A 12,806-nucleotide genomic window follows, 5' to 3' on the forward strand; every position below is an offset into this window, starting at 1 on the left:
CGGGTTACTGCGGCGGTTCGATGGGGAGCGTTGGGCCACCGTACGGTGTGGGAATAGTGAAACGGCCCTTGGGAGTTGGATCTGCCCGCTTGCCGAGGTCAGCACCAACCGGTGGACCGGCGGTATCGTCGCCGGCCGGCCGCGGAGCGTTCTTGGCGCCACGAATCAGAACCGCTGGATCGGTATCGCGGCAATAGCCCGCGTACAGGAACGGCTCCGGATAGTCGGCGGCCGACACCGGTGGGCGTGGCGTCCCGTAGTCGCAGGTGTAGCGCGGGTAGATATCGCCGACAGCCCAGACTCCGTGATCGTAGAAGGTGTTACTGAGCGCCTCGATCACCGATCCGCGATAGGTGGGGAACAGTGCATTGAGCGCCGGCACGCGCACGTACGACAGCTGTGCCACCGTAGTGAGGTTCCCCAGCAGCTGCGCCATGGTGTCGGAGTTGTCGGCGAAAACAGCATCGGTGGTGGCCAGTGGTCCGGGAACCCTGTCGATCAGCGTGCGGAAACCGCCGTCCATCCGGGCCACCCCGCTCAGCGACCGATTCAAGCCCGGAGTGGTGCTGGCCAGGCCATTGTTCATCTCTGCGAGTGTGGACAACGTCACCCGGCTCTTCTTGAGGACGCTGACTGTCTCAGGAAGCACGGAATCCAGTGTGGACAAAAGGAATACGCCGCCGTCGATGATGTCGGTCATCTTGCGGGGCGCCTCGCGTGAAAGGTGGAGTTCCTTCTTGATGATCTCCAGCTTCTTCGTATCCGCCTGAGCGAGAGCACCATCGGCGTCGGCAAGTAGCTTCGAAAGTGACACCGGAACCGTCGCTTGGCCGCGCGTGATCACACTGCCATTGCCCAGATAGGGGCCGGCTGTCGTCACCGGTGCGAAGTCCACGTACTGCTCGCCGGCCGGCGAGAGACCGGATACACGCACGGGGCTGCCCACCGGGATCTTCACGTCGGATTCGATATGAATCACCGCGACCGGTCCGCGCGGGGAGGGCGTCACCGAGTCCACCCGTCCAATCCGCATACCGCGCAGTGCCACATCTTGGTTGGGGATCAGCCCTCCGGATTCGGGTAGCTCGATGGAGACCTGATAGGTCGATGCGAATGCCCGCGCCCGCAATGCGCCCACCGCCAGATAGGTGCACGCCACCACCAGGGTGGCCAGCAGCGCGAATCCTGAGAGCCAGAAGCGGTTGCGATGCCCCATCTTCACGGCGTCCACTACGGCGTTGGCCACTGACCTGATCATCGTGGCGGCTCCTGCGTCACAGGTACCGCACCCGGTACGGGCTCGATAACACCGGGCTCGGTGGGGCTGGGGCGTAACGGAACCGTCGGGACGTCCGGCCCCTGCCCCACCACGCGCTCCTGCAGGCGCCACAGGGTGTACTTGAAGGAGCCGACGAGTTTGGCCCAGTCATAACGTTTCGGCCCATGCAACCCGGGGTCGCCCTTGTAACCGATATCAGGAATGGAACCCAGCGCAATCTTGTCTATCGATGCCCGGGCGGCGAAGCCCGAGCCCGCCATGATCTTGACGATCGGGGGCATGAGCCGGTTGAGCGCGGCCAGGCTGGTGTCCGGACTGACCGCGATGTCGTTGAAGGAACGCGACAAGGTATTGAAATCCGCGATGACGCTGCGGCCGCTGGTATCGGTACCGGCGATCGAGGGGAACTTGGAGAGTTGTTTAGTGACCGCGCCAACCTGATCGGCCAGATCGGCGATGTGCGTCGCATTGACGGACAACGCATCGGTGGCGGGGGCCGCCGCCGTCAACAGTTCGGCGATCGTCTGATGCCGGGTATCGAGCTCGGCGGCCAGCTCAGCGGTATCTCGCAGCGCGGAATCCAGTTGGCTAGAACGAGCATTGAGTGTGCCGAGCAGCCGATTCGACTTGCCGATCAAATCTCCGAACGCAGCGCCGTTGGGACCGGTGGCACGACCGAGTCCGTTGACGGTCCCGGTGAGATTGCGCACCGCACCACCGTTGACGATGATCGCGGCAGAACTCAGCACCGCCTCCACTGTCGCGGCGGCCGTGGTCGATTCGAGGCCAAAGGTGTCTCCGTCACGCAACAGAGGCGCGTTGGGGTCGGCGGGGCGCGGCGGCTTCAGCGCGACGAACACGTCACCCAGCGGTGTCGCGGTGCGCAACTCCACCGTGGTCCCCTTGGGAATCTCCACGTCCGAACGGATTCGCATCGTGACCACTGCGGTGTAGTTGGTGGTGCTCATCGAATCGACTTCACCGATGTCGGCGCCACCCAGCTTCACCTTGGCGCGCGACGGCAGGTTCAAGATATTGGTGAAGATCGCTTTCAAACCGTAGGAGCCACCCGACATACCTGGTGCCGGAAGGGGCAGGCTGGCAAGACCGTTGGTGCTGCATCCGCTGGTCAGCAGTACAGCGATTGCGACGACGGGCCCCGCCAATCTTCGTAACCCGATCATTTCTGTCCCATCGCCGCAAGACCATCGAGAACGTAGGTCAATCCGAAGTCTGGCCCGTAGTCCTGCAGTGTGCCGGTGCTGCAGCCCAATTGGCGCAGCCCCAGGAGATTGCAGATTTCCTTGGCGGCCTGCGTGTCAAAGATGAGCCTGTCCACGGGAACGTGGGCGCGCACCACGTTGTTGACCGGGTCGACCACGTTGTAGACGTTGTCCGCCATCAGCGGAAGCAGGTCGAACCCTTCCGACAGCTCACGCCGGTTGTCGTACACGGCCTGGGCAATTTGGTTCGAGTTACCCACCGATTGCTTGATGGCATCGCGGTTCTGCTCGAGCAGTGAACCTGCTTGCAGCAGAATGTTGTTCAGTTGCTTTCCTGTGTTACCCGAACCCAGCTGCTCGTCGTCGAGCACCTGCGACAGCTGCCGGACCGTGGACGAGAACTCGCGGATGTTCTGGTCGTTACGTGACGCGGCCTCGAAAAGCGAACTGAGGCGGGTGATGATCTTGGTCAGCTGATCGCGAGTCATCGCACCGCCGTCCGCGCTCAGGCGGAGCGCCTTGGACAACTCGTCCAGAGATGCCCGCATCAATTCGCCGTTCCCGGACAGCGCGTTGGCGCTGTTGTTGACGACGTCCGCCAAAGGCCCGGCACCCTTACCGTCACCCTTCATCGCCTTGGAGAGCCTGTCGACCATGGCCAGCACCCTGTCGAACTCCACCGGCGTCTTGGTGCGGTCCAAGCCGATGATGTCGCCGTTCTTGAGCGTGGGTCCGCCGCGATACACCGGTGTCAGTTCGATGTGGCGGTCGGTGAGAATCGAGGTCGACACCGTGACGGCCTTGGCGTCCGCCGGAACCTTGACCTTTGAGTCGACCGTGAATTCGACCTCCATATAGGTGCCACGCGAGGTGATCTTCGTGACCTTGCCGATCGGCATGCCGAGCACAGACACCTTGTTATCGGGGTACAGACCCGAGACCGATTCGAATTGTGCCGTGATGGTGAGGCGATTGCTCCGCTCGCGCAGGTAGGTCCATCCGACCGCAGCCACCACCACCGCGACCACTACCGCCAGCGCCCCTGCGACCCAGATGATCCGCCGCGTCCGTGTGCTTATCGGTGTGCTCATTGGCAGTCCTTGAAGTATTCGATCATGTTGAACTGCTTGGCCCGTCCGCTGATCGCACACATCCACGAATCCACCGCCAGGCCGCCCGGCGCGTTCAGCTCGAGTGCGTTGCCATAGCCCGTCAGGTTCGTGACATTTCGCGCCGCGACCGCGGTTACCTGGAGAAGGCTCCGGAACAAATCGTCGTGGCCGCCGACCAAATTACTGAATGTCTTCACGTCGGCGATCAGTGCGTCGACCGCGCGCCTGTCCTTGACCACAATCTTGCTCAGGACATTCACGAGCTCGGTCACGGCTTGCATCATCGAGTGGAAACTCGCTCGCCGCGAGACGAATTCACCGAGCAGATCGCGACCCTGCACGATCAGCTTCCCGATATCGCCCTGCTGCCGGTACAGCGTGCCCGTCACCATCTCGGTGCTTGCCAGCAGTGTTCCCAACTGATCGCGGCGATGCGATATGACCGACGACAGCGTCTGGATGTTCTCCATCGCCTTGGGCAGCACCGCAGGCAAGCCTTCGAGTTGCTTACCGAGTATCGCCGTCGACTCCGCGATCTTGTCCGCGTCTACCTGCTCGAAGGTAGAGGTTGCGTCCTGCAAGGTGGCCTGTAGGTCGTATGGAACGTCGGTGTGCGCCAGATCAATACGCCGATTGGCCAGCTTCCCGTCGCCACCGTTGCGCAGTTCTACGTACTGATTTCCCAGAATCGTGGTGATCTTGATGGACGCCTTGGCGTCCTTGCGCAATGTGATGTCGTTGCGCACCCGCATACCGACCTCGATGCGGTCGTCAACGAGTTCGACGCTGGTGACGTTGCCCACCGGCACCCCGGCATACGACACGTTGGCGCCCGGTTGCAGCGACGCCGCCTGCAAGAACTCCGCGGTGTAGTGGGTGTAGCCGATGCCGATCGCCTTGACCAGCAGCATCGCCCCTACCAGGGAACCGATCACCGCAAGCGCGATTGCGCCCAACCACGTCTTGTTGTACGTCTCGACGGGGCGTTGCGAAATACGCTGCCACACACTGGGTTTATCCATCTGCAAGGTTCCTGCACTTCGGGGTGTATTTGGCCTTGTTGCCTGGTGTTGCGGCGTTCACGATGATCGGAACGACGTCATTGAGGCCTGGGAAGAATCCGGTGATGTTGAGATCGCAGACATAGCCGTTGATGAAGGCACCCTCTTGGGTGGTTCTGACGAGGCCCTTGAGAAGCAAGGGCAGATTGGCGCCGGTGAAGGCAAGCTGCGGTTCGATGCTGTTCAAGTGACTGACGAATCCCGGTTCTCGATGCAGGATTTCGTTCAACTGCGGGTACACCGTGTCTGTGATCTTCGACAAGCGGCGCACTGCGAAGCCCGTCGAACCGATCGAGTCCACCAATGCCGCGCGCCGGTTGTCCAGAATCGCCACCATCTCACGCGTGTGTGTCAGCACGGTGTCCAGGTTCTTATTCTGGCCCGCGAGCGTTTTCGTCAGACCGTTGAGATTGGTAATCACGTCATCGAGAACCTGATCCCGGCCCGCGAACGTCTCGGTCAGTTGTGATGTTTGGTCAACCAGCCCGACGATCGAGCCGGTATCTCCTTGTAGAGACTTAACGACGCCGTCGGTGAGGTTGTCGACCTCCGTGGGATCGAGCACGCTGAAGAGCGGTTCGAAGCCGTGCAGCAGCATGCCGATGTCGAAGGACGGCTCTGTCTGCTCCACCGGAATCACACTCCCCGGCTTGAGCCGATCGGTGCTGCCGGTCTTACCCAGCGACAAGCCGAGGTAACGCTGTCCGACGATGTTCTGGTACGTGATCGACGCAATGGTGTTGCCGTACAGGGGTTGCTCGGTTTGTACCTGGAATTCCACCTTGGCCAGATCACCGTCGATCGCGACCGATTCGACGCGACCGACGCGCACACCCGCGACCCGCACGTCATCCCCGTCACGCAACCCGGTGACATCGGTGAACATCGCGGCGTAGTCATAGGTCGAACCCGCGACCTCGCGGCGCAGGGTGGCGTACACCAGCCATGTCATCGCCAGCGCGATCACCATGAACACCGAGAGCCCGATCAATGGCCCGCGAAACCTCATCGCTGACCTCCCGACTGCACCTGCTGGGCAACAACGGGTTTGGTACCACGCGCAACCGGCCCAAGTAGCAGCTGAGTAGCCGAGGTTGCCGTACTGCCGGTGATCATGCCCAGTTGTTCGCGTTCACTGTTACTGCCGACGGGCCCAACATCCCCACCGTAGGAAGCGGGGGCGGTGCCCGCGGACTGTGGCGGGGGCTCGGCGTCACCCGGGTCGGCGGTGCCGGGGATGCGCGGCGACGGGTTGGGTTGCCACCACGGCAGCGGCGGGTTGGGGTCCACCAGGCTGGGATTCGGATTGTGCAGCGGTGGTCCCGTGACGATCAGATTTCCGTCCGGGCCGACTGTCGTTCCCGGCGGCGGCGCAAGATCGGGCGGCGGCTTGAAGTTTTGCGGCAGCAGCACCTCGGGGAGGTCTGGCCGTACCACCAGCTCTGGCGCTGTGAAACAGCTCGGTCCCTTCAGCTCCCCGTACTGTGGGCAATCGGCGCGGGTATACATCGTCGACGGTGTGAACGACAGGACCGCGCGGATGTTCACCGTGTCCTTTTCGGAATCCCACACATCGCTGAAGAACTTGTCGGAGAACACCTTCAGCCGCGTAGCGATCGGAAGAAACTGCACGGAGTTCTGGGCAAGCACGCCGACCACCGGAGTCAGCTTGGTCGTGATGTCGATCATCCGATCGGTCTGGTTATCCAGCGACTGCCGGACCGTACCGGTGGTGTGTAGTCCGGCGTTGAGCAGCGTCTGCAGCTGGTCCCGCTTTTCGGCCACCGTCTGCATGGGCTTGATCGCTTGATGCAGCGCATCGACGAGTTCAGGAGCAGTGCTCTGCAACCCCTTGGTCGCGTTGAGGAGCGCGGAGAGGGTGGACGGGCCGGTATCCGTCGCGACGATGTCGTTGAGTTGGTCGATGAGCCGGGTCAGTTGGCCGGCCGCATTCAGCAGCGTCGCGCGCCGACCCTCAGTTGCCGCGGCGATGACGGCGAAGATACCCACGGAATCGTCATCGCGGCCGCGGCCGTTGGCGAGAAGGATGTCGCGCAGCTTGCTGATGGTCGTCTGGAACAGCACCGTTGGCAGCTCGGCCTCTTCGCTGATGACGGTGCCGTTGGTGATCGCCGCACCGGGACCGTGGTCGACAAGTTCCACAGAGGAGACCGCGAAGACGTTACTGGGGACCACCCTGGCGGTGACTGACCGCGGGATCGTGTGCGCCAGATCCGGTTTCAGATCGATGTGGACGACATTGGGCCTACCGCGCTGCGAGGGAGTCAGGTCGTTGACCGAACCGACGAGCACGCCCTGGAATTTGACGTCCGATTTCGCGGGAAGACCGTCGCCTACGTTCGTGAGCTCTGCCACCACACGCACGTAGTTGTTGAAACGGCCGGTCGACTTGATGACCAGGGCGGTACCGACCAAGGCGGCCACGAGGGCGATCGCCACACCACACAGGAGGAGCTGGCGGTCCGATGGACCACGCCCGTCGGATTCAAAGGAGTTCGGCACGCAGCCCCCCTCCCGCACCGCACGCGTCGGTATGGCGCCACCACAGGATCCGAAGCATCACATCGTCCCTTCCGTCAGCCAACGCGGCCTGTAGTACCTACAGGTTCGGTCACGCCAACCCCTCCGATGTGACGCCGATTACAGGAATGTACCTGACGTACAGTTCTACGTATTACGCTTTACCAAACTTTTCTGAATCCAGATTCATATTTGCTGTCAGGCTCCCCCGAACTGCTTACGCAGTTCATTCTTGAGGACCTTGCCCGACGGATTACGGGGTAACGCTTCGACGACCACGAGATCCTTGGGGTGCTTGTACCGGGCCAATCGCTCGGTGAGAAACCCATCGAGATCACCGATGGTCAGTCCGTCACCGTGGATGGCTGCCACCGCCACCGGCACCTCGCCCCACTTCTCGTGCGGCCTGCCGATCACCGCTACCTCGGTGATCTGGTCGTGCTCGGCGAGCGCGTTCTCCACCTCCGCGCAATAGATGTTCTCGCCGCCGGAGATGATCATGTCCTTCTTGCGGTCCACCACCCAGACGAAGCCGTCCGCGTCCTGGCGGACCAGGTCACCGGAGTGGAACCACCCACCCGTGAACGCTTCGGCCGTGGCCTGGGGGTTGTTCCAGTAGCCCTGCATCAGCGTCGGCGCCCGGTAGACAATCTCCCCGACCTCACCGGCCGGCACATCGTTCATGTTGTCGTCGACGACCCGCGCGGACACCGTCGGAATCACCCGGCCGACGGACCCCATCTTCCGGATTGCGTCCTCCCCCATCAGCATGCAGGTGACCGGAGACATCTCGGTCTGCCCGAACGCGGCCAGGATCTTGGCGTCGGGGAACGTCTCAGACATCGTCCGCAGCAGCACGTCGCTGGCGGGGGCCGCACCCCAGGAGAGTGTCTTCAGTTTGATCTTGCGCGGGTTTGCTTGCTGGGCCGCGCAGACGGCTTGCCACTGAGCCGGGACCAGGAAGATCCCGGTGACTCCCTCGGACTCCAAAACGTCCAGCAGTGCCCCGGGATCGAAGGCGCCCAGCGGGTGAATGACCGTCGGCAGGCCCAGTAGCAGGCCGGTGATCATGTTGCCCACGCCGGCGATGTGGAACATGGGAACGCCGATGAATCCCACATCGGCGTTCAGATCAACGGTGGTGCTCAGCAGATAGCTCATGGCCTGCCCGGACAGATTGAGGTGCGTCAGCACCGCGCCCTTGGGCCGGCCCGTCGTCCCGGAGGTGTACATGATGAGCGCGGGGGTATCGCCGGGCAGATCCACCTCTGGGTGCGAGTCACCCACTTCGGTGATGAGCTCTTCGTATCCGAGAGCGCCGTCTTCGGACTCCGAGCCCGCGATGATGACCGTCTCCAGCGCAGGCACCTGCTGGCGTACGGCGGCCGCCACCGGAGCCAGCACCGTCTCGGTGATCGCTACCTTGGCCCCGCTGTTCTCAACCAGGAACGCTACTTCCGGTGGCGTCATCCGGAAGTTCACCGGAATGGCAATGGCTCCGAGTTCGTTGATGGCGAGCCATGATTCGACGTACTCGGGGCGGTTGAGCATCAAGATGAGCACGCGGTCCCCGAACCCGACACCCCGGCGGGACAGCGCATCGGCCAGGGATTGCACGCGCTGGTTCAGCTCTCCCCAGGAGATGCTGCGCCCGAGATACCGGATCGCCGTGGCATTGGGTTGCATGAGCGCATGCCGGGCCAGCTGATTACACCAGTTCTGCCGCCGCGCGCGGTAAGGCTGGTCAAGGCTAGCGGACGTCGCGGTCGCATCGATTGTGTCGGTCACAGACTCTCTCCTACTAACTGAAATTGGGGCGTCGGCCCTCGAGGAATGCGGCGAAGCCCTCTTGGGCATCGGGTGAAATCAACAGTTCGATCTGCCCCTCGCGCTCACGGGCGATGGCCTCGTCGAAAAGCTTGAGCGACACCGAATTCATGGCTTCCTTGGTCAGCTGCAACGCACGACGGGAACCATGGGCGAGCCTGCGCGCCGATTTCTCGACGCGCTCGCGCAGCTGATCCCCGGGCAGTACTTCGTTGACCAACCCGGCCGCACAAGCATCGGCAGCGTTGAGCGGTTGGGCCAGCAGCGCCATCGCGTTGGCCTTCACACGACCGATCGAGGCCGACACCAATGCGCTCGACCCTCCGTCGGGCATGAGCCCGATGTTCGCAAATGCCAGCAAAAAGAAGGCCGAATCGGCGGCATAAACCAGATCGCACGCCAGGCCCACCGACGCACCGATCCCGGCGGCCGCGCCCGTGACTTCGGCGATGGTGGGCACCGGACAATTCAGGACCGCGCGCACCAACCGCTCGGCGTTGTCCATCGTCAGTTCGGCGGCTTGTAGCGGAGTCAGGTCTCCGGCCCCCGCAGCCAGCTCGGCGACGTCGGCGCCCGCCGTGAACGCACTCCCCGGTGCACCCCCACTGATGACGACGACTCTCACGTCATCTCGCCCGGAAACCGAGTCCAGCGCTTCGATCAATCCGGCGGTGGCGGGCGCGTTGAGCGCATTCATCCGATCCGGTCTGGTGAACGTGATCCGCATGATGCCGTCCTCGACGGCTACATCGGGTGCGCCGACAGATTCATGGGGACTCAAGTCACTGCCTCCTGGGTTTGTCGCTTCGTCGCGTCAGCTCAAATATATTTGATATGACTTTAGATGCAAGGGCGTCACCACACAGGGAAATGGCAGGCAGATCGGATGAATGCTCCCCGGGCACAAACCCGTGAAATTCGCAGGCCGCAGCTGTCCGAAGAGGTTGCCGGCCGGCTCCGCGCGGCAATCATGACAGGTGAACTGCGTCCCGGTGAGTACATCCGGATGGATGAGACGGCCGCCCAGCTGGGTGTCAGCGTCACCCCCGTGCGCGAGGCGCTACTGACCTTGCGCGGCGAGGGCCTGGTCGAGGCCGTCCCTCACCGCGGGTACATGGCCGCCGCTTTGAGCCGGGCCGATATCGAAGACATTTTTGCGCTGCAGGCGCACCTTGCCGTCGAGCTGGCGAAGACCGCAGCCGAACGCATCACCGCGGAGCAGATCGACACCCTGGCAGATCTCAACGACACCCTGCGTCACGCCGCTTCGCCCGAATTGATCTCGGTCGCGGAGTTCGAGTTCCACCGATATCTCAACCACGTGGCCGACCGCCCCAAGCTGGCCTGGTTTCTACTGCAGGCCACCCGGTACACACCGCACATGATGTTCGCCTCGGCCGACGCGTGGGCCCAGCACGCGGTGGAGGCGCACGACAAGCTCATCGCGGCTTTACGTGCGGGCGACCTCGCCGAAGTGATTACCCAGACCGAGGTTCAATTCGTCGACGGAGCACGCCGACTCACCGAGTATCTAGACCGTGCCGGGATGTGGCCCGGGGGGTAGTGGGGCTGCCTGCGGCGGCGCCGGCGGCGCGATGGCACCCGACGCGATCTGCTCGGCGCGGCCCTTCAATCCCTCGGCGAGATGTTCGAGGACCTGGTTGGCGAGCTTCTTCACCATCGGCTTGGGGATCGGGAGTTTGGTCTCGACATCCATGTCGACCGTGAGCAGACACGTGGGCCCCATCGGGACGATCGAGAACGTCTGTTCCTGCTTCTCGAAGATGTCGCTCTCGAGCAGACGCGTCGCCACCTGCGCGGCGTTGAGGTATGCGATCTCCGCGACGTTTGTCGAAGCCATGCCCGTCATCTCCACCCTCAAGCGCACGATGCGGGGACGGCCGTCCGGGAGCCGATCCAGAATCTCGACGCTGGAGATCTCCTTGTTCCACTCGGGGTAGGCCTCGTAGTTGGTGACGATGGAGACGATCACCTGCGGCGGGGCGGCCACCTCGACGGTCTGACTGACGACTGGCATTGGTTCACTCTACCTTTGTAGTTGGCATGCGCAGGAACTCACGCACGAGCTCGTGCACTACGTCCGGGCATTCGAGATGTACGAAATGTCCACCGCCATTGATGATTTCAACGCGGCGATCGGGCAGATCCGGGCGCGCAGAATCTACCAGCCGCCACGTCATGCACCCATCGTTCCGGCCATGCAGGTAGAGCAGCGGGGTGCGCGCATCGTCTAGGAGAGATCGCTGGGTCTTCCAGTACTTCCGCGAAGGAACCAGGGCCCGCCGAATGTTTGCGCGGTAGTAACCGATGACGGCGCGGCGATTCCCCTTCTGAAGCATCGCCTCACCGGTGTACCGCAGGTCCGCGCGTGCGTCATATCCCGGGGACCATCGTCGCCAATACAGACGAAGAAGCCAGGGCAGCAACAACTCCGGCAGCACCGGAATCTGATGGAACATCGTGTACCAGCTCATCGACAGCTGGCGCCCGAGCACACCGGGCCAGCCGAGCGGCCCGATCGACGCGAAACTCGAACCGAGGACCTCGAACGGGGGCACGGCCATGGTGACAATGCGGGCGAACGGCGACAGCCGGCTACGAGCAAGGGCGTTACCCACCAGTGCTCCCCAGTCGTGACCGATATATACGGCGCGCTCGTCACCGCCCAGCAGCGTGTGGATGTCCAGGACGTCCTGCATCAGCGCACCCAGCCCGTACTCGGCGTCGGCCGGGATCTCACTGGGCGAGTAACCGCGAGTGAACGGCGCCACCACACGCCACCCGTCGGCGGCCAGCTTCGGCCCCAGCAGGCGCCACGTGTGGGCGGAGTCGGGGAAGCCATGTCCGCAGATCACCAGCGGACCGTCCTGCGGTCCCCAGCACAGTGCCTGCAATCTGACGTTGGGCAGATCCAAGGTCAGGGTGGAATCAGCGGCCACTACAGCTCCGCCACTACGGGGTGCCGTCAACGGACGTCGCTGTCGCGACGCCCAGCGGATCGTTGATCCGTGTTTCCTCGTCGCGAATCAACCCACGCAACAGCGTGGTGCTGAACTCCACGGCGATCTCCTGGGCGCTGCGGCGGCCGCTCGGGTTGAGCCAGCGGTAGGACCCGAGAACCATTCCGATGTAACCGAGCGCCATGACATGCGAGTCGCACTCGACGAACTCGGAGCTGGCGATACCCCGCTCGATGATGTTCTGAACCCGCTCCTGCACCATGTCCTCGCGCTTACGGATCTCGGCGACCTGTTCGGGCGAGAGCCACTCCGACAGGAACGGGTTCTCCTGGAAGTACACGGCGCCCTGCTCACGATTCGAGAAAATGAGCGCCAGCATGCGGCTCGTGCATTGGTAGAGCGATTCACGCGCCGACCATCTCGGGTCGTCCTGCAGGCAGGCCAGCGTCTCCTCGGCAGCCTTGAAGTAGATCTCATACAAGATGAGTGCCTTGGAGGCGAAGTAGTGATACACCGTCGCCTTGTTCAGGCCCGCGACATCTGCGATGTCGTCCATCCTGGTGCCGTGATAGCCCCGCGCCGCGAACAATTTGGAAGCCACCGCCACCAGTTCCTCGCGGCGGCCGGCACGGCGCTGCGAGGAATTGCCTGCCTTCGAGGCAGCGGGGACCGGTTGCATGGTGCCTCACTATATGCGCAGGCCTTCCACGCACGGACGAAATCCCGATCAACTGGTTGGATTATTCGGCCGTTATGTTCGCCGGCCCCGACGCCAGAAGCAC

12 protein-coding genes are annotated in these 12,806 nt (G+C 63.0%); 1 reads left to right on the plus strand and 11 read right to left on the minus strand.

Annotated features, from left to right (window positions below; genetic code table 11):
- Nucleotides 1-4: 4 nt before the first annotated feature.
- From BB28_RS22820 to BB28_RS22855, 8 genes are all read right to left on the minus strand, one after another.
- The gene (locus BB28_RS22820; RefSeq protein WP_046255177.1) at nucleotides 5-1,258 is read right to left on the minus strand and encodes an MlaD family protein; all 1,254 of its coding nucleotides are present in this window, start codon (nucleotides 1,256-1,258) and stop codon (nucleotides 5-7) included.
- Complete coding sequence (locus BB28_RS22825; RefSeq protein ID WP_046255178.1) at nucleotides 1,255-2,463, minus strand: MlaD family protein; 1,209 nt, start codon at nucleotides 2,461-2,463, stop codon at nucleotides 1,255-1,257. The genes BB28_RS22820 and BB28_RS22825 overlap by 4 nt, the downstream gene beginning before the upstream one ends.
- A complete protein-coding gene (locus tag BB28_RS22830) occupies nucleotides 2,460-3,593 on the minus strand; it encodes an MCE family protein (RefSeq protein ID WP_046255179.1) in 1,134 nt (377 codons plus the stop codon). Before BB28_RS22830 ends, BB28_RS22825 begins: the two co-directional genes overlap by 4 nt.
- The gene (locus tag BB28_RS22835) at nucleotides 3,590-4,636 is read right to left on the minus strand and encodes an MlaD family protein (RefSeq protein ID WP_046255180.1); all 1,047 of its coding nucleotides are present in this window, start codon (nucleotides 4,634-4,636) and stop codon (nucleotides 3,590-3,592) included. Before BB28_RS22835 ends, BB28_RS22830 begins: the two co-directional genes overlap by 4 nt.
- Entirely contained in the window at nucleotides 4,629-5,684 is a 1,056-nt protein-coding gene (locus tag BB28_RS22840; RefSeq protein WP_046255181.1) for an MCE family protein, read from the minus strand. The genes BB28_RS22835 and BB28_RS22840 overlap by 8 nt, the downstream gene beginning before the upstream one ends.
- On the minus strand, nucleotides 5,681-7,198 hold the full coding sequence (locus BB28_RS22845; protein WP_046255182.1) for an MlaD family protein: 1,518 nt from the start codon (nucleotides 7,196-7,198) through the stop codon (nucleotides 5,681-5,683). The genes BB28_RS22840 and BB28_RS22845 overlap by 4 nt, the downstream gene beginning before the upstream one ends.
- 216 nt (nucleotides 7,199-7,414) lie before the next feature.
- Nucleotides 7,415-9,004 (minus strand): fatty-acid--CoA ligase FadD5, encoded by a 1,590-nt coding sequence (gene fadD5, locus BB28_RS22850; protein ID WP_046255183.1) that lies wholly within the window; start codon nucleotides 9,002-9,004, stop codon nucleotides 7,415-7,417.
- 13 nt (nucleotides 9,005-9,017) lie between these two features.
- Nucleotides 9,018-9,824 carry an enoyl-CoA hydratase-related protein gene (locus BB28_RS22855; RefSeq protein ID WP_046255184.1) on the minus strand — a complete coding sequence of 269 codons (807 nt, stop codon included), beginning with the start codon at nucleotides 9,822-9,824 and terminating at the stop codon, nucleotides 9,018-9,020.
- 105 nt (nucleotides 9,825-9,929) lie between these two features.
- On the opposite strand from BB28_RS22855, the gene BB28_RS22860 reads away from it, so the two are divergent.
- Nucleotides 9,930-10,607 carry a GntR family transcriptional regulator gene (locus BB28_RS22860; protein ID WP_046255185.1) on the plus strand — a complete coding sequence of 226 codons (678 nt, stop codon included), beginning with the start codon at nucleotides 9,930-9,932 and terminating at the stop codon, nucleotides 10,605-10,607.
- On the opposite strand, the gene BB28_RS22865 is transcribed toward BB28_RS22860, so the two are convergent.
- The 3 genes from BB28_RS22865 to BB28_RS22875 are packed head-to-tail and all read right to left on the minus strand — an operon-like array spanning nucleotide 10,575 to nucleotide 12,703.
- On the minus strand, nucleotides 10,575-11,081 hold the full coding sequence (locus tag BB28_RS22865) for an SRPBCC family protein (RefSeq protein ID WP_046255186.1): 507 nt from the start codon (nucleotides 11,079-11,081) through the stop codon (nucleotides 10,575-10,577). The genes BB28_RS22860 and BB28_RS22865 overlap by 33 nt on opposite strands.
- A gap of 4 nt (nucleotides 11,082-11,085) precedes the next feature.
- Nucleotides 11,086-12,003 carry an alpha/beta fold hydrolase gene (locus BB28_RS22870; protein WP_046255187.1) on the minus strand — a complete coding sequence of 306 codons (918 nt, stop codon included), beginning with the start codon at nucleotides 12,001-12,003 and terminating at the stop codon, nucleotides 11,086-11,088.
- A 13-nt stretch (nucleotides 12,004-12,016) separates the two neighbouring features.
- Complete coding sequence (locus BB28_RS22875; RefSeq protein ID WP_046255188.1) at nucleotides 12,017-12,703, minus strand: TetR/AcrR family transcriptional regulator; 687 nt, start codon at nucleotides 12,701-12,703, stop codon at nucleotides 12,017-12,019.
- Between the last annotated feature and the right edge of the window lie 103 nt (nucleotides 12,704-12,806).

The sequence above is a fragment of the Mycobacteroides chelonae CCUG 47445 genome (assembly GCF_001632805.1).
Lineage (GTDB): Bacteria > Actinomycetota > Actinomycetes > Mycobacteriales > Mycobacteriaceae > Mycobacterium > Mycobacterium chelonae.